We start from the raw sequence: 25324 nt of genomic DNA, 5'->3' as shown, positions 1-25324 counted from the left end.
TAGTTATGGGTATTCAATAATTAGGTTACTGGCAGTTGTAGTGCTTTTGAGAGGAATTCTTCTGTGGTCTTTATTGGTTTGCCAGGCAATTACCAGTAGGATATTGTTGTATTCAGATGGATATGGTTGGATACGACATAGCGTAGCCTAACTAGAAAAGAAATAATGCCGCATTATCACTCGTCAATTGTATAACCCAAAATACTCCTCCAACCTCTTCAAATCCTCCATCAAAAAGTTCGATCGAGAGCCAGTCATCCCGACTTTGCCTGAATTGTTATGATTCAGGCTTTTTTGTTTGAATTCGAAAGAAATTGTAACTAAAGCCTCCTTTTTATCAATAATATTAACGGTAGTTAAAACATATTTGGATCCTGTAAAAAATCCTTTAGATTAAAGTTCTATAATATATGAAACTTATTTCTTATCTTTGCGTTGATTTAAATAAAGATTTTGGAATTATTACGGATAAATAAACTGAAAAAACTCAAAAATAAAAATCGTGGCAATATAAAACTGATTAAAGCGATTGATAAGTTGACTTCAGATATTGAAAATGCCAAATGGACAAAACAGACTGATATTAAAGAAACTAGACCTGATGCTGATTGTGTGCATAGCAATGGATTTTATTTTTTCGATTTGAATGTTCACCGCACAATGATTTTGGTGGTATTCGAAGATAATGAGGCGACTGTTATCTGGACTGGTACACATGATGAGTATGATAAAACCTTTAAAGGGAATAAGAAAACGATTGAGAAATGGTTACGTATTCAAAAACTGATATAACATGGATAGATTTTCGATACAAAACATACAAAAGATTAATTCACTAACAAGTGAACTAGAATTTGAAAAAGCTTCTTCTTTGTTTTTACAGCTTCGAGTACTTGAAAAGAAAGATAAATCATACAGACCAATCAGGAATCATTTACGTGATTTGATTAAAGATTACGAAAAAAGCAATTGGGTAGATGAAGATAGCATTACCGATATTCAAATCAAGGAGAGTGATTTAGCCGAGGTATTAGTGCAAGCTGAGAATGAGTTTTATCACAAGAGAAAAGAATTGATTAAAGCAAAATTAAAAAAGACAGGGTTAAACCAAAATGATTTAGCTAAAATACTCGGGCATAGAAAAGGGTATATGTCAGAGTTGATAAATGGATTACGACCTTTCTCAAAAGAAGATTTAGTTGTAATCAATCGGCTATTTAAAATAAAATTTGAAGATTTGATTCCTAGGTTTATAAAACAAGAAAGAGCATCGCATATTAAAAAGACTTTGGAGACACTTTCAAACAATAAGATTAGATTGACAAAAAAGGATTTTGATTTACAAATGGCTTGATGGTGAATCATCTACGTTCGCTAACACGCAATATGCGTAAGCTGGGCGATGTGGGTAAATTAAACTTATGTACATTTACTCAAAATTGTAGTGGTTTGAAAAGTTTGAAACCTTCAGTCGCCTACCTTGCATATACTGTAACCAGTCCCAAAACTCGGACTGTTTTTGAAAGGAGTTCAATATCAATCAAATAGCTCGAAATACTCCTCCAACCTCTTCAAATCCTCCATCAAAAAGTTCGATCGAGAGCCAGTCTGTAATCAGTAAACAAAACTGCACAGAAAATGGCAATTAGGAATGCACCGTTTTTGGCAACAAGCGTGCACAGGTCTGGCAAATATAATCGAGTTAATTTTCATGGTCAAAAAAAGATTTTCTATTTTTCATTCTGTAGCTTTTTCCGGTTAGGTTAATCACTTCGCAATGGTACAATAACCGGTCAAGCAAAGCGGTGGCCAGCACTTGGTCATCGAGCATTTTGGCCCAGTCAGCAGGCATCTTGTTGGTGGTGATGATAAAAGCGGTATTCTCATAGAGTTGGTTTATAAAATGAAAGAAGTTAACAGCCTGATTTTTGTCAACAGGGAAGAGCATAATGTCATCGATGACGATGAGGTTGGCTTTCAGCAGGCGTTTATAATCGGCTAGAGCTGTTCGTGTAAAGTCTTTCATTTTCAGTATGTTCAGGATTTCTTCCATGGTCCTGAAATAGGCTTTGTAGCCGCCTGTCACAGCATCGGCACACAGCCCTGCTGCCAGGAACGATTTGCCCACACCAGATGGGCCCATCAGCATCAGGTTAAAAAGCTGATCAAGCCATCCCAACTCCCGTAGCTGACTGATACGTGTTTTGTGCAGGCCATTGTCAAAGGAGTAATCATACTCATCCAGGTTAGATTTTTCAGGCAACCGTGCAGCTTTCAACCTCCTTTTCACCTCGTTAAGATGGCGGTGTTGTGCTTCTGCAGCTAGTAACTCAAGGGTAAACTCCCAAAAGCCACATCCCCTGGATTCGGCCTTGCAGATGAGCTGCTCAATGTTGGCATTGATGCCGGCGGTTTTAAACTGCCGACAGTAGTTGGTAATCAATGCTCTTTTATCGATGTTTTCCATTTTGTTGATCTTTATTTATGATTTGCTGATAGTCTTCAATAGCACTGGTATCGGGTTTTTTGAATGCATCTTTACTTACCGATCCGCTTATAGGGTTCAGGGCAACGATTTTAGCCTGTTTGGATGACTGTTGTCCTTCCATCAGATGGTTGATGATCGCTTTAAAATCTGTGGCATTGTAAATATGGTTTTCCAGGCAGTAATCACAGGCCTGCGCTACAATTTCCGGGGCTATCTTGCGTATAGTTTCTCTGATCATAATGATCTGATCCCGGATATAACGGGGTTTGTCCTTACGGATCCCGGCGAGCCATTGCTCCCCTTTTTCTACATCGGGCAGTAACTGACTGAGCCCAGTGATCATCTGGTCGATGGCGGCCGTTTTATCGCGTTTATGATCAGTATTGATGACCTTTTTGCCCTTGCCAACGGCCAGCCGGTGACGACAGAGTTCATGGTTGCCTTCCTTGTCGGTAATGATCAGATATCCCTTTTGGACTTTTATGGCCACTTTTGTGCCTTTGCCTTGATATGTGCCTAAAGGCAAGGAATATAAATTGCCTTTATACAGGATGGAATTGTCCGTCCTGACCGTATAGGTAGAGATGGGAACAACCTTTACAGGACAAGGCCGATAGGGTCTCAGGAAGGGCTGTTCAATGTGCCATTCACTGCAGGGTTCTTTTTTGGTGACCGCATGCGGCAACATGTTAGCTGTGCGACCCAGCCAATTCATCGCCTCATCGTTGAGTGTTTCAATGTTATGGAAGGTACGGTTGTACAGGAAGTTCTGCTTGACGTATTTCACCACATTTTCTACTTTCCCTTTACTTTGGGGATCGGCCTTCCGACAAAAGTAAAGCTGAAAGGGTTGGCTGCGTGTATAGTTGCGAAAAGCTTCAGTCAGGATGATATCCCCGCTGTTTTCACTGACAATGAAAACTTTGTCCTGGTCATAGACAATCTGATCGGGAATGCCCCGGATATATTCAAAGGCCTGCTCATGGGCTTGTATGGCCAGGCCTGCGGTAAAACACCTCTCGGTAAACCAAATATATTTGAAACGTGACCGGGATAGCACCAGGATGAAAAAGAACACTTTTGTGCGGTTTCCTGCCGCGGTGCGCATGTTGTATTCCCCGAAGTCTACCTGGGCTTGCTTACCGTAAGGAAGTTCTTCTACCAGCCCGAATTGACGCTCGGCTTTGGTTTGAGGTAGGTTATATTTTTTTCGCACGTGACAAACAAAGTTGAATACAGTTTTAGGGTTGACCACAGGGAAATCCGGATCATATTCCTTGAGCCAGTCATGCATCTGGGCCGCTGAAGTATCTCGGTAACTTTCCAGGCGTTCTTTGACAAAACCTTCATAAGCATCCAAAACTTTCTTGCGGTCTGATTGCCGGTTTAAAAAAGACTCATATTGGCGCTCGTCCATGGCCAGGTAGTGGCTGACTGTACGCCTGTTGAGCGCTAAATGCTTGCTGATCTGAGTGATGGAATGACCCTCCCGGTACATTCGGTGGATTTGGTAGTACATCATAAATTTGGCTAAATACACATTCATTTTTTCGGTCGGTTTTTAAGCCGACCAAAATAGTTTTAGCAGGGAAAAGGGCATGCCCTTTTCCCTGCTAAAATGTGCATTGCTTGTTGCCAATTTCTGTGCACTCTTAATTACCAAAAACGGTGCAGTGTTATTTACCGATTAGACCAGTCATCCCGACTTCGCCCACGTCCGTCGCCTGAAAGGCGATGGTGGGATTTTTTTATAAATTACTGAATTAAATGGGGGCATATCATGATGTAATCTTCCAAAACCTGATCTTTCGAAGTGGCACAATTCGAAACTGAAATGGCGAGACGTTATTAATGATATTTAATCATACATCCTGGTATTCTATCACGGACCTAAATTGATTGTCAATCAAATGAGAATCCAAGACGCTTGATTATGTGCTATAAGATGGAATTGCATAATTGAGCAAGGGTTTAAGGAGATTTCCCCTTGTTCCTTTTTGCCGATAGTGAGGCCTTTAACTTTTTAAGAAATGACAAATCTTCGCTATCTCGCGTTTTGTTCCTGCCTTTTACAGCTGCTTTTTTGAGTAATATTAGGTCATCTAGGCTCACAACTCGAATTGGAAGATTATCTACATTAACTGTTTTAGCCCTGGCATGAGCATACTTGAAATCAACAGTATCCAATTTTTTTAGAATTTCAATCCGCAGTGGAGGTTCCCCAATAACCACCATTTTTGGGACCAGAAACATTTCAATTTCAAGACTATTTTTTGGAATACCATATGCCAAACAAGCTTCAATCATTCTATCTGCATTTTCCTCAGTAGCATTGATAAAGATGTCAAGGTCGTTGGTACCGCGCGTATGTCCATAAGCACCCAGCGCATAACCTCCGATTAACATATACTCAACATTAAATCGATTGAGCTCAAAGATAAATTCCTTGAAGTTCTCAGGGAATTTTGTGTTTTGATTATTCTTCATTGACATAAGAGATCACCCGCTTGATTGGATATTTAACAACATCAATTTCAGCCATTGCATAAAGTGCAACTATGGTGTCGCAGTAAGCTTTGAATCGTTCTTCCATTGATTGGTTGAGGGCTAGATCAACTTCTATTTGAAGGAGATCTTCATGGGGATCAGCATATTTTATAGTGCGGGTATTCATTTTTATTCGTTTTTAGTAGGATAAAAATAATCAAAAGCATCGTATATTTCAATTTATAGAATCTCACCGTTATTGCCTGTGGTACCTAACAAGTCGGATTTCGAATTCAGTATTTACTTTTTCCAGATTGTTGGAAGATGCCCAAAATGGCAGAAAGTGTTATTTCAAATCAAACTATGCATTGTTTATTTTGTTAAAACCCCCTGTAAAAAGTTCGATAATTGTTCTGCTTCAAGAGGAGTGAATAGGGGGTGTAACCCGTCCCAAAACTCGGACTGTTTAAAAGTAGAAAATTGTTAACTTTTGACCCTTTACCGAATTTAGGATTTTTCGAAAACAAGTAAGGCTACACAACAAACAGAAGGCGAAGAACAGAAAAAGAAAGAATCCAATTATACTGACGACCCGAACGCACCTCAGCTCTATCTCAATTGGAATTCCATTATTTCCCTTTCAATTTTTTGATTTCTTTGTCAAAGTCGGATTGATAGTGTAAATCTTGTATTTTTCGGTATTTTTCGAATTCCTGTTCTGTTTTTATTTTTGCTTCTAACGCACTTACTTTTCCTTTATCAGTTAATATAGGGTAGTTGGAAAGTTCTAAGAACTGGTTGAGAAACTCTGCCCATTCTCGCATCGTGGTAGTTACTTGCCGTTGAGCTCAGTTTTCAGCTAGGTCAAGGTAGGCAGATACAATTCGATTCAATTCTTTGATGTGTTGTTCATTCAAGTAATTTTTAGCAACATTAACGTCCGATTTCATGATTTTTCCTTCAGGAGCATGTTTCCAATTAGTCAACCCCATGTAAATTTTGGTGGCATCTGCTGAAGAATAGATGATTTCAGCGGCAGTTTTCCCCGTAATTGCCCAATGTAATTTGTTTTGAACTGAAGCAAAAAAATCTTTGGTAGTTGGAGCCGAATTATTGTAATCGGTGGCTAATGCGTAAATATCAGTGATTTTTTGATAGAACCTCCTCTCACTTGCCCGAATTTCCCGAATGCGTTCAAGAAGTTCATCAAAATAGTCCTTGCCAAAGTTTTTTCCTTGTTTCAAACGTTCGTCATCCAAAACAAAACCTTTAACAATAAACTCTTTTAATGTATTGGTTGCCCAAATTCTAAACTGTGTTGCTTGCTTTGAATTCACTCGATATCCAACCGCTATAATAGCATCAAGGTTGTAGAAAGTTGTTTTATAATTCTTATCATCATCGGCAGTATGTTCCAAAATGGAACTAACTGAACCTTCAACCAATTCACCGGAATCAAAAATATTTTTTAAATGTTTAGTAATTGCCGGCCGTTGAACGCCGAACAGTTCCGCCATCTTTTTTTGCGTCATCCAAAATGTTTCATCCTGGAATAAGACGTCAACCTTTATCTCACCAGTTGGTGCTTGATACAGTAATATTTTAGATTCTCTTAACATTGCTATTTCGTTCAAATATAATGAATGCGATCAGTTAACTGTTTAAAGGGTGAATTAATTCATCAAACCCTTATGTAATCCATCCCAAAAATTCGTCCTGATTGGAAAAAGGGAATTAATAATTAGGTCCAAACAATATGTAAAGAGACCTCATCAATCGAATAACCCAAAATACCTCTCCAACCTCTCCAAATCCTCCATCAAAAAGTTCGATCGAGAGCCAGTCATTCCGACTCCGCCCGCCGTAGCTTGAAAAGCGAAGGCGGGCTTCTTTTTTGAAACCTCCTCGACATTCGTTTCACTTTTAATTCCTGGGCGGGCTACGTCGGGTGAGACCCGAATAAGTTTTAGTTAATCTTTTTCAATTACTATTCTTCAAACCTGATGCGAAATTGGTTGTAATTCATTGTCTTTGCCAGTGACTGCTGTGTTTTGATAATAAACTGATTCAATTGGCAAATCAAATCATATAGCACTGTTTAAAAAAAACTTACATATGTACTTAAAGTTCATCGGCCGAATGAGTGCTTACTTTATGCTTTATTTATCTTTGATGAATAAAAGACGAAGTTAAGGTGTTTCCGACTATTAAGAGTCATTTTTTAATTTAAGTTTAATTTTTTTAACTAATGATCTACGTAGTAATGATTAAATTTATGTGCCGGCTCCTCTTCGAGCCATTTTTCTTAAAACTTTTTAATGTTCTCAAATATACAGTGAAATAATCAAGTATCATCTCTGTCGCCGAAGGTATCACCACCTGCAATGCTGCTAATGAAAGCATTCATGGGGCGTCATTCGAAATTCCAGGTAGAAGCCTTCAATATTTATGAAGGTGGTTTTGTAAATGCAGGTAACATAATTAGCAGGGCCAATTCCGCCTCAAATCTACTTGAAGGTATACACACGGTAAGTATAAGGAATACAGAAAACCCGGATGTCTCATATAAAGATCACTTTCAGGTATTTGTTTTATTTTCTCCTGCTACTTTGCCGAATTTCAATGTTGCTGCGATTATCAACGCCAATTGTGATGAAACAGCAACCTTCAAGCCATATGACAGATAAATTATTATAAATCCTAAACTTATATGAAGACAAAACTACTATTATTCATTAGCATTTTTGCCTTTATTTTTAACAGCTTTTCGCAGCAAATCTGGAAACAAAACACGACAGGTTCCCAAGCAAGGATTGCCGAAAATCCTAAAAAATATAAATCGTTAACTTTAGATAAAAAACTGTTTTTATCTATTGTAAAAAATGTATCCGGTAGAACAAGCTCAAAGAAGAAATCTTCAACAATTTTACTTCCTGTTGAAAATAATACTTTTGAAGCTTTTGAAATATTAGAGGCGTCAAATTTCAGTAAAGAGTTAGCTTTAAAATTCCCGGCAATAAAATCCTACGTTGGCAAAAGTACGAGCAGTAATAAAGTGGCTCGTTTCAGTTATTCTAAGTACAATGGGTTAACCGCCTTTATTACCACAAACAATGGCACGATATTGGTTAAACCCACCAACTTAAAAGCTAATGCATATGTGGCATTCAATAAAAGCGATAGTGAACCCTTATCTCCCTTTGAATGTGGTGTAACAGAAAAAGTGCGTAAGGTTTTAAATAAAAATCATGCAAAAGCCAAGACATTGTCCGGTGATGGGTATTTAAGGAAGTACCGTCTGGCACTGGCAACCACCGGAGAATATTCAAATTACTTCTTAAAAGGGAGTGAAACCAGTGATGCTGAAAGAAAAGCTGTCGTTTTAGCTGCTTTAAACACTACGCTAACAAGAATTAACGGAATTTTTGAACGGGACTTTGGTGTAACACTGGAATTAATTCCAACAAATGACAGGATCATACATTTGAATGCCAGTACAGATCCTTTTACAACCATTGGTCCCCCATTGCTAAATGTAGTTCAAAGTCATTTGGACACTGAGATTGGTGCTGCGAATTATGATATAGGACATGTTCTGGCGTATCGATTCAGGAATTACGGAATTGCCTATGTGGCAGTTTGTTTGGATGGCTTTCCTGGGAAGGGGAGTGCATTTTCATCAGGTCCTAATCTGGCCTCTGATGATTTTATTGTAACCGTCTTTGCACATGAATTAGGACATCAATTGGGAACGGATCATGTACAAAGTAGTTCTTCATGTAGATCAACTTTTGAATGGGATACAGCCGTAGAACCAGGAAGTGGAAGCACTATTATGGGTTATGCAGGGATATGCAATCCTAATGTTCAAAGTGGCCCAGATAGTTACTTTAATTATGTTAGCATTCGAGATGTTATAGCAGTTACTTCTTTAAGAGGTTGTGGGGAATTAATCAGTACAGGTAATAATACCCCTACCGTAAATGCCGGGAGTAATTATACGATTCCAAAGTCAACGCCATTTATTTTAGAAGGTACTGCAGATGATATCGATAACAATTTAAACTTATCCTATTGTTGGGAACAAAACGATCCTGAAAACCCTAACTCAAGTAGTTTTCCACAACCTGGCTGGACTCGGGGACCGCTATTTAGAAGTCTACCACCTACTGATGTTCCTTTGCGCTATATACCAAAACTCGAAGATGTTGTATCTGGAAATTTAACACCAACCTGGGAGGTGTTACCATCGGTATCCAGAACAATGGATTTTGTTTTAACAGTAAGAGACAATGCCGCTTTTGGCCCCAAAACCGCCTCGGATGAAATGACCGTAACGGTAGATGGTAGTTCAGGGCCTTTTGCAGTGACCTCACAAAATTCCAGCGTCGTCTGGGAGGTAGGAGAACGCAGAACAATTACGTGGAATGTTGCTAATACCAATCAAGCGCCCGTCAATGCCACCACGGTAGCCATGTATTTATCCACTGATGGCGGCTATACTTATCCGCTTGAAGTGGCAACAAACGTACCTAATAACGGCAGCTATGATATTAATGTTCCCGAGGTGTCTGCATCAACTTCCAGGGCGAGATTGATGGTAAAAGCTGAAAATAATATTTTCTATTCGATCAATGCTTCTGATCTTAGCATTGATTTATCAGGGTTTTTAATGCGTTTCTCTGAATTGGAAAAAGATGTTTGTAAAGATGGCGAGGCTGTTTTTGTTTTTAATTATAAAACGTTCTCAGGTTTTAATGAAACAACAGCATTTAGTGTAGAAAACCTACCCAATGGCGTCGAAGCCACATTTAGTCCTCCTGTTGCAGGAAACAATAATACAGCAGTAAACGTAACCATTTCAGGATTGGAAAACCTGGATTTAGGCGCTAATGAGCTTACTGTTATAGGTAATACAATATCCAAACAACGAAAAGTGCGTTTAAAATTAAATCTATTTGAGAATCCGGACAAGCCCACTTTAGGCTCTCCAGAAAATAATGCTTTACAAATAATTCCCAATTCAACCTTAGTTTGGGAGGCTGACCAGAATGCAGAGACTCATACTATTGAGTTAGCAACCGACCCTGGTTTTTCTAATATTATAGAAAAGACAACTACAACTGAAAATACATTTACACCTTCTCAAACTGAATTTTATACAAGTTACTACTGGCGTGTAAAAAGTGATAATGAATGCGGAATAAGTAATTTTTCAGAGGTGTTTACGTTCAAGACATCATGCAAAGACCCGGCTAATGTCACAATCACCGACATTACCCATCAATCAGCGACTATTTCGTGGACAGATGATTTTTCTTCAGATTGGGAGATCAGAATTATTGAAAATGGCCCAATACCAGTAGAAAGAAACATAATGGCGAGTACCAAGTCATATAATATTTCAGCGCTAAATTCCAGTACTGATTATGACGTTTTTGTAAGATCACTATGTGCAAGTGATTTTAGCAGCTGGATAGGGCCTCAAAAATTCACCACACCTGTTTCATGCCCGGCGCCTTCAGATTTTGTGGTAGATGATATCACTTCTGACGTTGTTAATTTATCATGGATCAGCAATGGAAGCGAGACAGCATGGGAGTTGGAATACGGATTGGAAGGGTTTGCACCCGGAACAGGGACTAAGGTTTTAACCGCTACTAACCCCTATGCGCTGGAAGGATTGGATGCGGGCGTAAATTATGAGGTCTATCTTACAGCTATTTGTGGGTCAAATCCGGGAGATGATGATAGTTTTATAATTGGCCCGGTACAATTTAAGATCCCTATCGATTATTGCGAAGTAGGTAAGTTTTATGATTCCGGAGGACCTGGAGGGAATTATGGAAAAAATGAGCGTTTTGTGGAAGTTATTTCTTCACCAGGAGAGAATATACCGGTTACGCTTACATTCAATACTTTCGATTTATCAGCAAATGATTATTTGTGGATCACTGTGCTAGGTGTTACTTCTAATGTCTATCGTGGAACAGATAGCCCGGGAACAATTACCTCAGAAAAAGGTGAGATAATTGTTAGGTTTTCGGCGGTTGATTCTGAAACAAGCGCTGGCTGGGATGCTACCGTGATTTGTGGATCTCTGAGTTGTCCAATGCCTTCAGATTTTGTTGTAGATAATACAACCACTAATACTGTTGATCTGTCATGGACCAGTAATGGAGGTGAACCAGAATGGGAATTGGAATATGGAGTAGCAGGATTTGTACAAGGTCAAGGTACCAGGGTTTTAACCTCCACCAATCCGCACTCATTAACAGGGTTGTCTGCAGGTACAGATTATAGGGTCTATCTTAAAGCTGTTTGTGGGTCAAATCCGGGAGGTGATGATAGTCCATGGGTTGGGCCGCTGGATTTCACTACACCGGTTTCATGCCCGGCGCCTTCGGATTTTGTGGTAGATGATATCACTTCTGACGTTGTTAATTTATCATGGATCAGCAATGGAAGCGAGACAGCATGGGAGTTGGAATACGGATTGGAGGGGTTTGCACCCGGAACGGGGACTAAGGTTTTAACCACTACTAACCCCTATGCGCTGGAAGGATTGGATGCGGGCGTAAATTATGAGGTCTATCTTACAGCTATTTGTGGGTCAAATCCGGGAGATGATGATAGTTTTATAATTGGCCCGGTACGATTTAAGATCCCTATCAATAATTATTGCGAAGCAGGTAGGTTTTATGATAACGGAGGCCCCGGGGGGAATTATCGAGAAGGGCTTTTTATCGAAGTTATTTCTTCACCAGGAGAGAATATACCGGTGACAGTTGCATTCAATACTTTCGACTTGGCAGAAGGTGCAACGTTGAACATATATGGACCAGATTTTTCTCGTGAAACCTATAGAGGAACAGATAGCCCGGGAACAATTACCTCAGAAATAGGTGAGTTAACTTTTCATTTTTTTTCGGATGGTAGTGAAACAAGCGCTGGCTGGGATGCCACCGTGATTTGTGGATCTCTGAGTTGTCCAATGCCTTCAGATTTTGTTGCAGATAATACAACTGCTAATACTGTTGATCTGTCATGGACCAGTAATGGTAGTGAACCACAATGGGAGTTGGAATATGGAGTAGCAGGATTTACACAAGGTCAAGGTACCAGGGTTTTAACCTCCACCAATCCGCACTCATTAACAGGGTTGTCTGCAGGTAAAGGTTATAGGGTCTATCTTAAAGCTGTTTGCGGTCTGAATTCCGGAGATAATGATAGTCCGTGGGTAGGACCACTGGATTTTACAACACCTGCTGCATGCCCGGCGCCTTCAGATTTTGTTATTGACGAAATAACGTCTAATTCGGCTAATCTATCATGGACCAGTAATGGCAGTGAACCAGAATGGGAATTGGAATATGGAGTAGCAGGATTTACACAAGGTCAAGGTACCAGGGTTTTAACCTCCACCAATCCGCATTCATTAACAGGGTTGTCCGCAGATACAAATTATGAGATATATCTTAAAGCTGTTTGTGGTCCGAATTCCGGAGATGATGATAGTCCATGGGTAGGGCCACTGGATTTTGTTTTAATTGGACCATTAGGTAACTCAGAAGTTAGTATTGATAGATTTGAATATTATCCTAACCCGGTAAACAATAAATTAATCATTGAATCAAATGAAGAAATAACAAAAATTGAAGTTTATAATTCGGTAGGACAGCTAATATCTATAAAACAAGATACGTTTAAAGAACGAACTGAAATTGATTTTTCTGATCTGTCACCTGGTATTTATCATATTCAATGCTTTTCTTATGACAAGCAACAGCCATTCAACATTATAAAAAAGTAAGCAATTAATTTTAAGCTTTATAGTATCGCATTGAAACAAAAGGATTTCTAATAATAGGGATCCTTAAATGAAATTTCAGGAATTGCCTTAAATTTTCATCCCGACTTCTTTTGTACCTATAGACATCAGAACGAAATAGAAACTGAAGGCATTTTATTCAATAACATCTTTGAACCTCCTTTTTTCAAAGTTGACGATGAAAAGCCTTTGGAAGTACTTCTTGGCTAACTAGAAAAGAAATAATGCTGCATTATCACTCATAAATTGTATAACCCAAAATACTCCTCCAACCTCTTCAAATCCTCCACCAAAAAGTTCGATCGAGATCCAGTCATCCCGACTTTGCCTGAATCTTAATGATTTGGGCTTTTTTGTTTGAAAGCGTTAGAAATGTATTTAAACGTACAGATACTTTAGGTAAGCGATAAATACATTAATGTCATTTATAAATTCAAACTGAACGGATACTTTACACCCATGTTGTGGCTAACACGAATATGAATTTAATTAAAAATCCATTAGATTAAGGTTTTGATAAAATAAATATAAGTATCACATTATGGTGTATAGCCAATTGTTAAGCAATGTAAAAACAAAAGATGACTGACCCAGAAACAACCAAAGAACTAATTTCCGCTGCAAAAGACTATGTTGATAAGGTGGTTGACGCTCCTTTATCTCAGATAGGTAGTTGGACTTTTAGGAGACACTGTGGGTTATTGGAGATTCAAGAACAAAATAAACACCATTTTAAAAGCCAAAAAGTTTTTGGAAGATAAGGGAATTAACCCTCAGAAAATTCTACCTGACATTTTTGTTCCTTTAATCGAAGAAGCTGGGAATACAGAAAATCCAACCTTATCGGACAAATACGCGAGTTTGCTTAGCTGTCACTTAAGTCCTAAAACACAAGATAATGTACACCCAAGTTTTGCTAAAACTTTAAGCCAATTGTCTTCTACTGACGTTAAAATTCTTGACTCATTGTACTTGAGTTTAAAACAAATCCAAGCAGATTATAGAAAGAAAATGTACACTAAGGAAACGGTGATTAGTAAGTTTAATCTATCTGATAAAGAGGCCTTATTATCATTCCAAAATATATGGAGATTAGGTATTTGTGACCACGGAGATAGTCTTAACAATTTAAACCGTGCTGAAAATTTAGTTTTTACTGATTTTGGCTGGAGTTTTATGACCGCTTGCACTTTAACAAAAAACTAAAAAAAACATTGCATAACAATTAGGCTATAAAGTATAGGCCTAACCAACCAAACCGTTCCTAAGCTTCATAGCCGAAACGTTGCCTATAACCAAACTGCATGAGGGAAAATTTTTTCTCTAAGAAGATGACAACTGAAGATACCCGTGAACTTGAGGCTATCCTTAACAATAAAGGCAACTATCAGGAAGATGCTATCCTTGCTGCAACTTGGGAATTGGAAAAGCGTGGTTCGGACAACTATCAAAGTGTTAAAAAAAATATTAGAACAACAAACAGAAAATGAAGAACAGAAAAAGAAAGAGTCCAATTATACTGACGACCCGAACGCACCTCAGCTCTATCCCAATTGGAATTCCATTATTTCCCTTTCAATTTTTTGATTTCTTTGTCAAAGTCGGATTGATAGTGTAGATCTTGTATTTTTCGGTATTTTTCGAATTCCTGTTCTGCTTTTATTTTTGCTTCTAAGGCACTTACTCTTCCTTTGTCAGTTAATATGGGGTAGTTGGAAAGTTCTAAGAACTGGTTAAGAAACTCAGCCCATTCTTGCATCGTAGTGGTTACGTGCCGTTGAGCTCGGTTTTCAGCTAAATCAAGGTAGGCAGATACAATTCGATTCAATTCTTTGATGTGTTGTTCATCCAAGTAATTTTTAGCAACATTAACGTCCGATTTCATGATTTTTCCTTCAGGAGCATGTTTCCAATTAGTCAACCCCATGTAAATTTTGGTGGCATCTGCTGAAGAATAGATGATTTCAGCGGCAGTTTTCCCCGTAATTGCCCAATGTAATTTGTTTTGAACTGAAGCAAAAAAATCTTTGGTAGTTGGAGCCGAATTATTGTAATCGGTGGCTAATGCGTAAATATCAGTGATTTTTTGATAGAACCTCCTCTCACTTGCCCGAATTTCCCGAATGCGTTCAAGAAGTTCATCAAAATAGTCCTTGCCAAAGTTTTTTCCTTGTTTCAAACGTTCGTCATCCAAAACAAAACCTTTAACAATAAACTCTTTTAATGTATTGGTTGCCCAAATTCTAAACTGTGTTGCTTGCTTTGAATTCACTCGATATCCAACCGCTATAATAGCATCAAGGTTGTAGAAAGTCGTTTTGTAATTCTTATCATCATCGGCAGTATGTTCCAAAATGGAACTAACTGAACCTTCAACCAATTCACCGGAATCAAAAATATTTTTTAAATGTTTAGTAATTGCCGGCCGTTGAACGCCGAACAGTTCCGCTATCTTTTTTTGCGTTATCCAAAATGTTTCATCCTGGAATAAGACGTCAACCTTTATTTGGCCACTTGGTGTTTGATACAATAATATTTTAGATTCTCTTAACATTACTATTTCGTTCAAATATAATGAATGCGATCAGTTAACTGTTTAAAGGGTGAATTAATTCATCAAACCCTTATGTAATCCATCCCAAAAATTCGTCCTGATTGGAAATAGGGAATTAATAATTAGCTCCAAACAATATGTAAAGAGACCTCATTAATCGGATAGCTCAAAATACTCCTCCAACCTCTTCAAATCCTCCATGAAAAAGTTCGATCGAGAGCCAGTCACCCCGACAGTGCCCGCCGAAGAGCGAAGGCGGGCTTTTTTGTATGCAAGGCTTGTTGGTAGAGCTTTGTTTAGTTTGGAGGCTACGTTCGGGTAAGGCCCGACATGGTGAAGCTATGGTTAATCACCATCATTCGAGCCCGTTTGATATTGGCTGTAATACGTTGTCTTTGCACGCGATAGGGGCATTTTGATTATCAAGCTAAATTGATTGAAAAAATTGACTCTGAAAAAAACTTTTCCAGCAGGCTATAAGTTAATCAGAACTACAGAAATATACACTTATGTGACTAGTACAGATATGATTTGTATTAAAAATCCTTTAGATTAAAGTTTTTAAAACAAATTATGCGCCACATCATCTATATAGCGATTTGTTAGCGATAATTTTTATGTGACTGTTATGTGACTAAACTAACAAAAGCCTTATCTTTACTCTCTAATTCAATGTTTCTATGTGACTTATGGATGAACGAGAGCTAAATATCTTACTAAGTGAATTAAGAACTTTTCAAGCTGAAACAGAATGGATTGAATTCAAAACAAATAATGATCAAAAATTAGGTGAGTACATTTCAGCATTGTCAAATTCTGCTTGTATTCACGACAAACCTTATGGCTACCTTGTCTTTGGCGTTGAAGATAAGACACGTAGAATAATAGGAACCAAATTTGACGCAAATACAAAAGCGAAAGGAAATGAGGATTTGATCCCTTGGTTGTCAAGGTTACTAAATCCAAGGATTCACTTTGAGCACCATACATTAAATCACACGGAAGGACGAGTCGTGATTTTCAAGATTAAGGCAACCACAAATACACCAGTGACATTTCGAGGTACTGCCTTTATAAGAGTTGGTTCATACAAGAAGAAGTTATCTGAATATCCCGAAAAAGAAAGACTAATATGGACTAGGGAGCCAATGGTTCAATTCGAAAATGAAATAGCAAAGGGTAATTTGAGCATTGATGAAGTATTAAAGCTTCTGGATTATCCCTCATATTTTGATATGATGAACCTTCCATTACCATCTAACAAATATGGCATCATCGATAAATTAAGACAAGAGAAATTACTCATTAAGGAAGGTTCGATTTATAGTATAACAAATCTTGGAGCAATACTCTTTGCTAAGGATATTGAACATTTTGAAACATTAGAGAGAAAAGCAGTCAGGGTAATTATCTATGATGGTAAGAACAAACGAAAAACAATAAAAGAGCAATCTGGAAAGAAGGGTTATGCAGTAGGTTTTGAAGGTCTCGTGAATTACATAGATGATCAACTACCTACAAATGAGATCATTGATAGTGCATTGAGAAAAGAGGTTAAAATGTATCCAAAATTAGCAATTAGAGAGCTTGTGGCGAATGCTGTCATTCATCAAGATTTTCGTGAACGTGGAACTGGACCAATGATTGAACTCTTTTCAGATCGAATAGAAATATCAAACCCAGGCAAACCTCTTATTAACACTTTAAGATTTGTTGACCATAATCCACAATCAAGGAATGAGAGACTTGCTCATTTTATGAGGCGATTAAACATTTGCGAAGAACGAGGCAGCGGGATTGACAAAGTACTTTTTGAATGCGAATTCTTTCAGCTTCCAGCTCCAAAATTTATTGAAGGTGAGAACTACACCAGAATCATTATGTATTCTCACAAAACGCTTAGACAGATGGATAAAGAGGACAAAATCAGAGCAACATATTTACACGCATGCCTTAAAGTCGTATCTGGTAAAAATATGACCAATCAGTCATTAAGAGAACGGTTTGGCATAGAAGAAAAGAATTACTCAATAGCATCAAGAATAATTTCAGAAACAATTAAATCAGGATTAATTAAGGATTATGACCCGGAAAGCAGTTCGAAGAAACATGCTAAATACATCCCCTTCTGGGCATAGTAATGTGACCTTTATGTGACTGAAGTACCAAATATCTTTGTCTATTTGACTTAAATGTGGTTTGTAATGTGATTAAAATATCGCTAAGGTATATAGCAAATAGGGCGTTTGTTGGTTTATGAAAGTTCAGTGCTTTAAACAAACACCGCCAAATCAACGATTTGGCTTTTAAGAATGGATAAATTAAAAATAAAATACAACGCTCTGGCTAAGTGCAATCCGCAAGGATTATGCTTTGAAATCCCTTACTGGGCATAGCCGGTGCGTTGTAGGTATTAATAAAGTCCAGATGCACGTGCCATATGGAATCTGAAAGCCAATTGCTGCAGCGACTGTCGACGCATTCCAGATGGTCTGTATGCACTGGATAAATGTAGATTATCAATATGAACGCCAAGAATACTAATTACTTATTATCACCCAAAACCAAGAACACCGTTTCAATTATCGCAGTTGTTTTAGCTTTGGCGCACATCATTTGGCCAGTTGTCAATATCGACAGCATCCCCTCTCGGCCTGAATGTTCCATAAAAAAAGGAAACCCTGGCGTCTGTGACTACGCCCTTTTATTTTTTAAGGCGGCTGGGCAAGATCTGTGATCTGGGTTATTTAAATGAACATCAAATAGAAAATGAGCCCCTACGCTAAATGGATATATGCATTCCTATCACCCCGAATTTGGCTTTATCGGAAAAATAAGTAAGGCCATATTATCACTCATCAATCGAATTTCTCAAAATACCCCTCCAACCTCTTCAAATCCTCCATCAAAAAGTTCGATCGGGAGCCAGTCATCCCGACAAATTGGCAAGAGCAACTGCAAGCGATAAACACTGTTGCTGTTGCTCGAACTGTTGCTTTTAACATAACAGAGTAACCCACTTTCGATAGTAAGATTGGCCCACGTAATCTGCCACCATTCGGGTTGTTAATACCATTCTATTAATTATTTGAAAAGTTCCGAACAGCTAAAAGGTAAAAGTGTAAGCTTCTCCGAAAGTCGGTCATTTAAAATTGAAGTTAATTCTTTAAAATAGAATGTAACTGCATCTTTTTGTTTGTGGTTTACACAAAAGTATACGCTTATTGTGTTTTTCCTGTATTATTAGGCAACGTTTTTGTCGATTTTTTTTGCTGGCTCTTTAGTTCCAGATTTCCAGGGTTAGCCGAAACTTTTAATAATGCCGACGGCATTGAAGCATGTAAAGCCCCTTTTCTTCTTTTCTATATACGAGCCTGTGCTGCTGGTCGATTCTTCTAGACCACCAACCCGATAGATCACCCTTCAACGGTTCTGGCTTTCCTATGCCTTCATAAGGAGTTCGCTGGCACTGCCTGATTAATTCGTTGATCCTTTTAAGTATTTTTTTATCTGTTTTTTGCCAGTATAAGTAGTCCTCCCAAGCTGGACTAAGAAAGATTAATTCCATCAATCAAGGAGTTCTCTTTTAATGCCCTTTCCCTTTTTAAATTCCTCAATACCCTTGAAGAGCCTCTCGGCATTTTTAGAACTGCCCAATAAATAAAGAGTTTCCTGCATGCTTTCATAGTCAGATTTAGAAAGTACTACCACGTCTTCACCTTTAGAGCGGGAAACAAACAAAGGAGACCGCGTATTCAAAACCATATCCAAAAAGGATTTAAGATTCCGACGAAAATTTGAATATGTAGTTATTTCCATAAAGCAAATATAATCATAAATATTCTATTGTACAACTAGCTGTACAATCAATTCTTTAGAAATGAAGGAAGCCTCACCAATCGAATAACTCAAAATACCCCTCCAACCTCTCCAAATCCTCAATCAAAAAGTTCGATCGAGATCCAGTTATCCCGACTCCGCTTGCCAAAGCCCATAAATTCGTCAAATTAGGCAACATTTCAAGAAATTTGTCAATAAATTTATCAAGGTTCGAACTTTTTTTCCCAAGCTTTTGAATTTCCATCAGAATTTGACTCTTTTCCTGCTTATACTTGGGCATAAATTTTTCGTAAACCCCGGAGTCTATTTCACCTAAAAAATGTTTTTCCTGGGCTTTCGCTATTTTCGTTTCAATTTCTTTCAATCGCTCTTTTAATAACTTCTCCTGGTTCCTGTTGTCCTGGGTTAATTGGTCGACTCTGAAGTAAAGCTGTTCCCGGATAGGTTGGATGAGGTTGCCATTTATAGTAAACTGATCCAGCAACTCCTTAAATTTTTCATGGAAGACTTTGGCGCTCCGGTTGGATTTACACCCCTTTACACCACATTTGTAGTAGTACAATCCCTTTTTCTTAACAAGATAACCGGTTAAAACCCTATTGATAAATGGGTGGAGGCCATTGATAAAATTGAAAAATTGTACGAGGAATTGCTAAAAAGCGAAAAGGAAAAAGTGGCGATGTTGCAGAAGATTATGGATGAAATGAAACAGGGTTACTATTTGACATGATAGCGAGCTATGGCTAAGAACAAGAAGATTACCATAGAAGGCACGGAGATCACCATCCTTTCTCAAGATATTGATGATTACATTTCGCTCACTGATATGGCTAAAAGCCAACTTCAGGAGGTTGTAATCATCAAGTGGCTTAGTTTGAAAAATACCATTGAGTACCTCGGTGAATGGGAGTCCCTGTATAATCCGGGTTTTAATTATACCGAATTCGGTACAATTAAAAATGCAGCCGGTAGCAATAACTTTGTGCTTTCCGCGAAGCAATGGATAGAATCTACTAAGGCAATAGGAATTACAGCCAAAGCTGGCAGGTATGGAGGTACCTATGCCCATAAGGACATAGCATTCCATTTTGGCATGTGGATCAGTCCGAAATTTCAGCTACTTCTGGTGAAAGAATACCAGCACCTAAAAGAAGAAGAAAACGACCGCCTGAAACTGGAATGGAACTTGCAACGAACACTGGCTAAAGTCAATTATCGCATTCATACGGACGCTATAAAAGAAAACCTGATTCCACCTGCCCTGTCAAAGGACAAAATCAATTTCGTATATGCCGATGAGGCCGACATGCTGAACATGGCTTTGTTTGGCATGACGGCAAAACAATGGCGGGAGGCCAATCCCGATGCGTAAGGTAATATCCATGATACCGCTACTATCGAACAATTGGTGGTGTTGAGCAATATGGAAAGTATCAATGCCGTCCTGATCCGTCAAAGTTTGAGCCAAAGCGAACGGCTGAAGCAACTGAACAAAATAGCCATTACCCAGATGCGGTCACTTTTAAGTAATAAAAACATTAAGCAACTGAAATAATGGATATACCGGAGTATACTGACCCACTAAAGTCCGAGTTATCGGAAAATAAATATGTAAAGTAGAAAATTAAGATACAAAGTTTATTTTTGAGTTATAATAGCCTACTATTCCGGTGCATGTTGACCCCCTTAAGAGAATAGCCAATCAGATTTTGCACCATATTGCCCCCTTATCGTGTTAAATTTCAGCGCATGTTACCCCTTGATAAAGGATTCTGTTTTTTCGTCAGGGTATTATTCACCTTGTAAATAGTAAAAGAATGTTGATCGGTTTGAGGATGCCAAAGGTGGAAAAGATCAATACACTTTACTGAGTAAAACTATACTTAAAGACCTGAGGACTTTTTGTCGGTTGTTTTAGACCTTCGGTGTATTTGTTTGAGGGATCAGGTGTTGGTAAATACAGCGGGGCAAGTATTATGAATATCATTCTTGGCGCATCTGTAAAAGGTAAAAATTAGAAAAAAGGTAAAAGCTCAAACATTAAGGCATTCGTTTCCTACCCATTTATTGAAAGATGGAGTAAGTTTAAGACACATACAGGTGTTAGTAGGCCATAGCTCGAGTAAGACCACAGAAATCTACACGCATGTTACCAATGCGGATATGAATTTTATTAAAAATCATTTAGATTAAGGTTTTGATAAAATAGATCTAAGCACAACACGTGGTGCTTAGCGAATTGTTAGGCCACATTTAAAATAAATTTATGTACAAATGGTATGCAGACGATAGTGCCTTAAAGAAAAAACACGGGGATTCAAAAAGATCTGTCTTTCTTTTTGGTGGAATATTAATTACTCGTCAAGACAAAGTGGAATTAAGCAATCTAATGAAGGAGGTTAAGCGAGATTACACCGGTGAAGACATGCCATTAAAATATAATATGCGAGACTTGAAAGAACTTTATGAGCGATTTAACAGGAAGGAAGAGTATGATACGTTTTTAAGAGAATCTGCAATTTGGCGCAAACGAATTGTTCAGGAATCATTGCAGTTTGAGTATAGACTCTTTATTTCTTGCATAGAGAACTATCAGGCCGATAAAAAGGATCAAAAACCGATAAAAGAGAATTTGTCATCTTACCTGTTCTCAAATGCACTTATGCGAGTTGGAATATATGCCTCAGAAAACCAAATGAATCACATTCAAGTGATCCTTGATGGGCCTGAATCTAACATGTCAAAACCTTTTGATAATGAATACTATTATGGTTACAATCGCGGAAATAATTCAGATGGACAAGAGTACTTCAGTGGCCCACTCAACGAACTTGGATTTGATCAAACTTTATACTATGCAAGATGTAATCACTCAAACCTGCTTCAACTGACAGACATAATTAATAAATAAAAACGTGGCCTACTAACTAAGCATTCATGTTCGGCCTATCGACCACGCGAATGCTTAGTTATTACCGGCAATAGAACGTATGGAAATAAAAGATATTCTTCTAATAATACTTCCAATTGTAAGTGCTGCACTGGGCAGCTTTTTAACTTATTTTTTTGCTGTTCGAACAAAGCAAAAAGAGGCGATGATGAAATTCAAGGAGGAGAAATACTCTAACCTAATAATTGCTCTTCAAGGATTTATTGGGTCAACTGTTTCACCTGAAACTAAAATAAAGTTTTTCGAAGAACAATATAAATCTTGGCTGTACAGTTCAGACGAAGTCGTCAAAGCCATTAATGAATTTATTAGATTATTGATTGAAGAACGAGGTAAGTCACCAGACCCAGTTAGGGGAAGACAAGTAATTGGAAATATTATCCTAGAAATGAGAAAAGATTTACTTAGAAAAACAAACTTGACTTATAAGGATTTCCGCTATACTGATGTGATTTGAATCAATCTTTGGAAGGCTTTGCACCATTTTCGCAAAAACCAGATAGGCAATGATCTCATCAGGTCTAGGTTCAGTGGTGATTTTTTAAAATACAGGCTGATGCTGGCCAGCGACCGGGAATAGTTGAATAGTGGCTTTAGGAATAGCCCCCTATTATAACTTGCTTTTCAAATTTCGAAATGTGATCTAAAAAGCTTGGAACTTCCCGCTTGGTTCGCTCTAATAAGGTTTTGGCACTGTTGGGTTTTGTATTCAACCATCCATAATTTTTTGTAGCTTTACTCATAATATTAATATTTGTTTATGAGCTTAGCTTACAGTAGTCGATGTACTTTAGCTACCGTAGGTTGAGTTCAACAACACCTAAAGCTAATGCAGTCGTTTCGTATTCGATAGATACAAATGCGATTGACGATGGAGATCTCGGTTCTTTAGGAATTTGCGGAGGACCGCGCTAGCTTTAACCAAAACGTTGCCGTGCATTGAAAAAATGGACATTCAAGAAGCCATAAAGAAATACATTGACAAAGGAGATTTCTTTGATCCTGATTATGACAAAGACAATGAAATACTTGCGGACTTTAAAGAATCCAATCCAAGCCTAACTGACGAACTAACGCGAGAATTAATTCAAACGCTCGAAGAGAGTAATGACGGCTGGAGTAAAAAATACTTTGTTGCTGACTTGCTTTACTATTATGACAGTTTTGACCAGTCTTTAATGGAGCTAATGCTACAATCGGCTATTGACTTTCGGGATCCAAGTTTCAATCGAATATTTCTTCGTCCTTGTTTACGGTCTTTTGGTGGAAAAACAGTCGTTCATTGGCTATCAGAAAAATTCAAGGCAGCGACTTTTAAAGAGAGAATAGGGATATCAAGTCTTATGTACTGGCTGAATGTGAGTGCCGAGGACACCACCGAGCTTAGAGAAACATTGTTAAAGGCGGCAGGGACTACAGACAACTTAATAGAACTCTATTTTTATAAACTTGCATTACCCATGGACGACAAAATTTTCAAGAAAGTACCTGATGACGCTTTGTCTTTAAGCAAGAAAATTATGGGAAACAAAGAATATGAGCGTTTGCTTTATGGCGAATTAGGATGGGAAAAATGAAAAAATAACTAAATACCAAATAAAATGTATATGTTATGGCCGCACAAAGCTGGCGCCTAAGCCATCCTATGACCAATACCCGAATCTTATCTATAATCCCAAATCCAATTGAAGAGAACCGAACTAATATTAGTAATTACCTGGATCACCTTTTTACTTTTAAACGGAGTAGACTATCCTGGCGGGGCAGGCTTTTTCGTACTGGCAACTTTTGCTTTTAGTCTTTATTATCTGGTTGGAGCTTTCAAGATTTTTGAACCTCAAGAAAATTCACCATTAATCATACCGGTTTTAGCCGGTGTAGCATTAGCAACATCGCTAATCACAATACCATTTTCCATCTATTTGCGTAATTGGGATTGGCTTCAAATCTTGCCTTTCATCAATATAGTTTTCACTTCCTTTCTAGTTGGATTAATAAACTTAAGATTGATTCGAAAGAATAAGATTGAAAGTAACCTTAAATCAATTCTTTTGCGATCAGCAATAGTTTTGATAATTACATGCTTCTTTGGATTGTGTTTAAAAGGGAATTCATTTTACCGAAATACGATCATTTTTTTAAACGCGGGAAGCGATGATCTGGTCAGTAATATGAGAGCCTTTGATTTAGTTGAACGAACAGACGAACAATTAGATCTTGGTAATTGTGATAAAGCCATCGAACTAGCCCTTCAATCATTTAGCGAAGGTATGAACTGGCTTTGGATAGATGAAGATTCACTGACGAGAAAGGACTTAAAACAGCTTTGGAGAATTCAAGCCACTTATACGAATGTTTACAGAGCATATGCTTGTAAAGCGAAGAAGCTTTATGATTCCAAGGTTTACAGAGAAGCCTTATAATTTTCAATGCTTGGATTAATATTCCAAACTACGATTCGGCGCTTGCCAGTATTCAGAAGGGTAAGGAAATCAGAGAACTAATTACGGTAGTCAATCTATTCGGTTTCATGACTATGTTGAGAGAGGAGGCTATTATCATTATTATGTTGGGAACTATTCTAAAGCCCTGAATATATTATTAAATGTCAAGAAGGTTTATGAACGCGACTTTGGAGGTGATAATGATAAAATCCCTGAACTTCTAGCAACAATTGGACGAATCAAAATCGAACAGTTGTCTTATGATGAGGCTGAGAAATACGCAGTTGAAAGTTTAAGACTTGCAAAATTGCATGAATTCTTCATGGACGAGCGGGCTTCTGGTTTGTTAAATGACATTGCTTACATATTTTATGCTACGAGTCAGGATTTTGCTGCTGACACACTTTATCAGAAATCCATCGAGCTAAATATCAAAGCAGAAAGAGACTCAAGTTTGTCTATTGCCAGTGCTTTGAATGGTCTTGACCTTCTTTCAATGAAGAAATTAAAACTCTCAAAAGCAGACTCTCTATTCACCAGGTCTCTTCAGCTTTATCAACATCGATACCCAGGTTTGCATCCGGATGTCGGAATTGTATTAATGAATAAAAGTGAATTTCAATTTATGAGGAAAGCCTTCGTAACTGCACTAGAACTAATAAATCAAGCCCTAGAAAATTTCACTCCATACCATTGAGATAACCACCCAACAATTGGAGACATGTATTCG

Annotated in this window: 22 protein-coding genes and 1 pseudogene; 14 read left to right on the top strand and 9 right to left on the bottom strand. The window is 38.0% G+C overall.

Going from position 1 to position 25324, the window contains the following annotated elements:
• Window positions 1–453: 453 nt before the first annotated feature.
• Window positions 454–792 (top strand): type II toxin-antitoxin system HigB family toxin, encoded by a 339-nt coding sequence (locus tag AC04NP_RS23805; protein ID WP_482862495.1) that lies wholly within the window; start codon window positions 454–456, stop codon window positions 790–792.
• 1 nt (window position 793) lies between these two features.
• A complete protein-coding gene (locus tag AC04NP_RS23800; RefSeq protein WP_482862494.1) occupies window positions 794–1354 on the top strand; it encodes a helix-turn-helix domain-containing protein in 561 nt (186 codons plus the stop codon).
• A gap of 348 nt (window positions 1355–1702) precedes the next feature.
• Here the strand turns inward: AC04NP_RS23800 and istB are convergent, their stop codons facing one another.
• The 5 genes and pseudogenes from istB to AC04NP_RS23775 all read right to left on the bottom strand — a co-directional run bounded on the left by istB (window position 1703) and on the right by AC04NP_RS23775 (window position 6492).
• Window positions 1703–2467 (bottom strand): IS21-like element helper ATPase IstB, encoded by a 765-nt coding sequence (istB, locus tag AC04NP_RS23795; RefSeq protein WP_482862493.1) that lies wholly within the window; start codon window positions 2465–2467, stop codon window positions 1703–1705.
• The gene (gene istA, locus AC04NP_RS23790) at window positions 2451–4034 is read right to left on the bottom strand and encodes an IS21 family transposase (protein ID WP_482862492.1); all 1584 of its coding nucleotides are present in this window, start codon (window positions 4032–4034) and stop codon (window positions 2451–2453) included. Before istA ends, istB begins: the two co-directional genes overlap by 17 nt.
• A gap of 425 nt (window positions 4035–4459) precedes the next feature.
• Window positions 4460–4975, bottom strand: coding sequence for a nucleotidyltransferase (locus tag AC04NP_RS23785; RefSeq protein ID WP_482862491.1), 516 nt, complete (start codon window positions 4973–4975; stop codon window positions 4460–4462).
• Complete coding sequence (locus AC04NP_RS23780; RefSeq protein ID WP_482862490.1) at window positions 4965–5162, bottom strand: hypothetical protein; 198 nt, start codon at window positions 5160–5162, stop codon at window positions 4965–4967. Before AC04NP_RS23780 ends, AC04NP_RS23785 begins: the two co-directional genes overlap by 11 nt.
• A 442-nt stretch (window positions 5163–5604) precedes the next feature.
• Window positions 5605–6492, bottom strand: a pseudogene (locus tag AC04NP_RS23775) (virulence RhuM family protein).
• An 876-nt stretch (window positions 6493–7368) separates the two neighbouring features.
• Here AC04NP_RS23775 and AC04NP_RS23770 point away from each other — a divergent pair.
• The 4 genes from AC04NP_RS23770 to AC04NP_RS23755 all read left to right on the top strand — a co-directional run bounded on the left by AC04NP_RS23770 (window position 7369) and on the right by AC04NP_RS23755 (window position 14296).
• Window positions 7369–7662, top strand: a complete 294-nt coding sequence (locus AC04NP_RS23770; RefSeq protein WP_482862489.1) for a hypothetical protein — start codon at window positions 7369–7371, stop codon at window positions 7660–7662.
• A gap of 23 nt (window positions 7663–7685) precedes the next feature.
• Window positions 7686–12788: a fibronectin type III domain-containing protein gene (locus tag AC04NP_RS23765; protein WP_482862487.1), complete on the top strand. Its 5103-nt coding sequence runs from the start codon at window positions 7686–7688 to the stop codon at window positions 12786–12788.
• A 711-nt stretch (window positions 12789–13499) separates the two neighbouring features.
• The gene (locus tag AC04NP_RS23760) at window positions 13500–14012 is read left to right on the top strand and encodes an Abi-alpha family protein (protein WP_482862486.1); all 513 of its coding nucleotides are present in this window, start codon (window positions 13500–13502) and stop codon (window positions 14010–14012) included.
• A gap of 98 nt (window positions 14013–14110) precedes the next feature.
• Window positions 14111–14296 (top strand): hypothetical protein, encoded by a 186-nt coding sequence (locus tag AC04NP_RS23755; protein WP_482862485.1) that lies wholly within the window; start codon window positions 14111–14113, stop codon window positions 14294–14296.
• Between the two features lie 74 nt (window positions 14297–14370).
• On the opposite strand, the gene AC04NP_RS23750 is transcribed toward AC04NP_RS23755, so the two are convergent.
• Window positions 14371–15360, bottom strand: a complete 990-nt coding sequence (locus tag AC04NP_RS23750) for a virulence RhuM family protein (protein WP_482862484.1) — start codon at window positions 15358–15360, stop codon at window positions 14371–14373.
• A 689-nt stretch (window positions 15361–16049) separates the two neighbouring features.
• Here AC04NP_RS23750 and AC04NP_RS23745 point away from each other — a divergent pair.
• A complete protein-coding gene (locus AC04NP_RS23745; RefSeq protein ID WP_482862483.1) occupies window positions 16050–17498 on the top strand; it encodes an ATP-binding protein in 1449 nt (482 codons plus the stop codon).
• Window positions 17499–18673: 1175 nt separating this feature from the next.
• Here AC04NP_RS23745 and AC04NP_RS23740 read toward each other — a convergent pair.
• From AC04NP_RS23740 to AC04NP_RS23730, 3 genes are all read right to left on the bottom strand, one after another.
• Complete coding sequence (locus AC04NP_RS23740; RefSeq protein WP_482862482.1) at window positions 18674–18928, bottom strand: Txe/YoeB family addiction module toxin; 255 nt, start codon at window positions 18926–18928, stop codon at window positions 18674–18676.
• Window positions 18928–19179, bottom strand: a complete 252-nt coding sequence (locus AC04NP_RS23735) for a type II toxin-antitoxin system Phd/YefM family antitoxin (protein ID WP_482862481.1) — start codon at window positions 19177–19179, stop codon at window positions 18928–18930. Before AC04NP_RS23735 ends, AC04NP_RS23740 begins: the two co-directional genes overlap by 1 nt.
• Before the next feature lie 73 nt (window positions 19180–19252).
• Window positions 19253–19762, bottom strand: a complete 510-nt coding sequence (locus tag AC04NP_RS23730; RefSeq protein WP_482862480.1) for a hypothetical protein — start codon at window positions 19760–19762, stop codon at window positions 19253–19255.
• A 177-nt stretch (window positions 19763–19939) separates the two neighbouring features.
• Between AC04NP_RS23730 and AC04NP_RS23725 the strand changes: the two genes are divergently transcribed.
• The 7 genes from AC04NP_RS23725 (at window position 19940) to AC04NP_RS23695 (ending at window position 25291) form a co-directional block, all read left to right on the top strand.
• The gene (locus tag AC04NP_RS23725) at window positions 19940–20572 is read left to right on the top strand and encodes a KilA-N domain-containing protein (protein ID WP_482862479.1); all 633 of its coding nucleotides are present in this window, start codon (window positions 19940–19942) and stop codon (window positions 20570–20572) included.
• Window positions 20573–21213: 641 nt separating this feature from the next.
• Entirely contained in the window at window positions 21214–21393 is a 180-nt protein-coding gene (locus tag AC04NP_RS23720; RefSeq protein WP_482862496.1) for a tyrosine-type recombinase/integrase, read from the top strand.
• 73 nt (window positions 21394–21466) lie between these two features.
• The gene (locus tag AC04NP_RS23715; RefSeq protein WP_482862478.1) at window positions 21467–22111 is read left to right on the top strand and encodes a DUF3800 domain-containing protein; all 645 of its coding nucleotides are present in this window, start codon (window positions 21467–21469) and stop codon (window positions 22109–22111) included.
• 79 nt (window positions 22112–22190) lie between these two features.
• Window positions 22191–22607: a hypothetical protein gene (locus AC04NP_RS23710; RefSeq protein WP_482862476.1), complete on the top strand. Its 417-nt coding sequence runs from the start codon at window positions 22191–22193 to the stop codon at window positions 22605–22607.
• 490 nt (window positions 22608–23097) lie between these two features.
• On the top strand, window positions 23098–23727 hold the full coding sequence (locus AC04NP_RS23705; RefSeq protein WP_482862475.1) for a hypothetical protein: 630 nt from the start codon (window positions 23098–23100) through the stop codon (window positions 23725–23727).
• 108 nt (window positions 23728–23835) lie between these two features.
• Window positions 23836–24573, top strand: a complete 738-nt coding sequence (locus AC04NP_RS23700) for a hypothetical protein (protein ID WP_482862473.1) — start codon at window positions 23836–23838, stop codon at window positions 24571–24573.
• 274 nt (window positions 24574–24847) lie between these two features.
• A complete protein-coding gene (locus AC04NP_RS23695) occupies window positions 24848–25291 on the top strand; it encodes a hypothetical protein (RefSeq protein ID WP_482862472.1) in 444 nt (147 codons plus the stop codon).
• The last annotated feature ends 33 nt before the right edge of the window (window positions 25292–25324 follow it).

It is taken from the genome of Agaribacillus sp. DX54, from assembly GCF_056858335.1.
This window is presented reverse-complemented; position numbering and strand designations above follow the sequence as displayed.

Bases quoted from the DNA above. Each gene is read 5' to 3' on its own strand.
- AC04NP_RS23735 (WP_482862481.1), bottom strand. From the start codon at position 19,179: ATGGAAATAACTACATATTCAAATTTTCGTCGGAATCTTAAATCCTTT.
- AC04NP_RS23800 (WP_482862494.1), top strand. From the start codon at position 794: ATGGATAGATTTTCGATACAAAACATACAAAAGATTAATTCACTAACA.
- AC04NP_RS23740 (WP_482862482.1), bottom strand. From the start codon at position 18,928: ATGGAATTAATCTTTCTTAGTCCAGCTTGGGAGGACTACTTATACTGG.
- AC04NP_RS23785 (WP_482862491.1), bottom strand. From the start codon at position 4,975: ATGAAGAATAATCAAAACACAAAATTCCCTGAGAACTTCAAGGAATTT.
- AC04NP_RS23715 (WP_482862478.1), top strand. From the start codon at position 21,467: ATGTACAAATGGTATGCAGACGATAGTGCCTTAAAGAAAAAACACGGG.
- AC04NP_RS23745 (WP_482862483.1), top strand. From the start codon at position 16,050: ATGGATGAACGAGAGCTAAATATCTTACTAAGTGAATTAAGAACTTTT.
- istA (WP_482862492.1), bottom strand. From the start codon at position 4,034: ATGAATGTGTATTTAGCCAAATTTATGATGTACTACCAAATCCACCGA.
- AC04NP_RS23705 (WP_482862475.1), top strand. From the start codon at position 23,098: ATGGACATTCAAGAAGCCATAAAGAAATACATTGACAAAGGAGATTTC.
- AC04NP_RS23765 (WP_482862487.1), top strand. From the start codon at position 7,686: ATGAAGACAAAACTACTATTATTCATTAGCATTTTTGCCTTTATTTTT.
- AC04NP_RS23770 (WP_482862489.1), top strand. From the start codon at position 7,369: ATGAAAGCATTCATGGGGCGTCATTCGAAATTCCAGGTAGAAGCCTTC.
- AC04NP_RS23750 (WP_482862484.1), bottom strand. From the start codon at position 15,360: ATGTTAAGAGAATCTAAAATATTATTGTATCAAACACCAAGTGGCCAA.
- AC04NP_RS23780 (WP_482862490.1), bottom strand. From the start codon at position 5,162: ATGAATACCCGCACTATAAAATATGCTGATCCCCATGAAGATCTCCTT.
- istB (WP_482862493.1), bottom strand. From the start codon at position 2,467: ATGGAAAACATCGATAAAAGAGCATTGATTACCAACTACTGTCGGCAG.
- AC04NP_RS23710 (WP_482862476.1), top strand. From the start codon at position 22,191: ATGGAAATAAAAGATATTCTTCTAATAATACTTCCAATTGTAAGTGCT.
- AC04NP_RS23755 (WP_482862485.1), top strand. From the start codon at position 14,111: ATGAGGGAAAATTTTTTCTCTAAGAAGATGACAACTGAAGATACCCGT.
- AC04NP_RS23725 (WP_482862479.1), top strand. From the start codon at position 19,940: ATGGCTAAGAACAAGAAGATTACCATAGAAGGCACGGAGATCACCATC.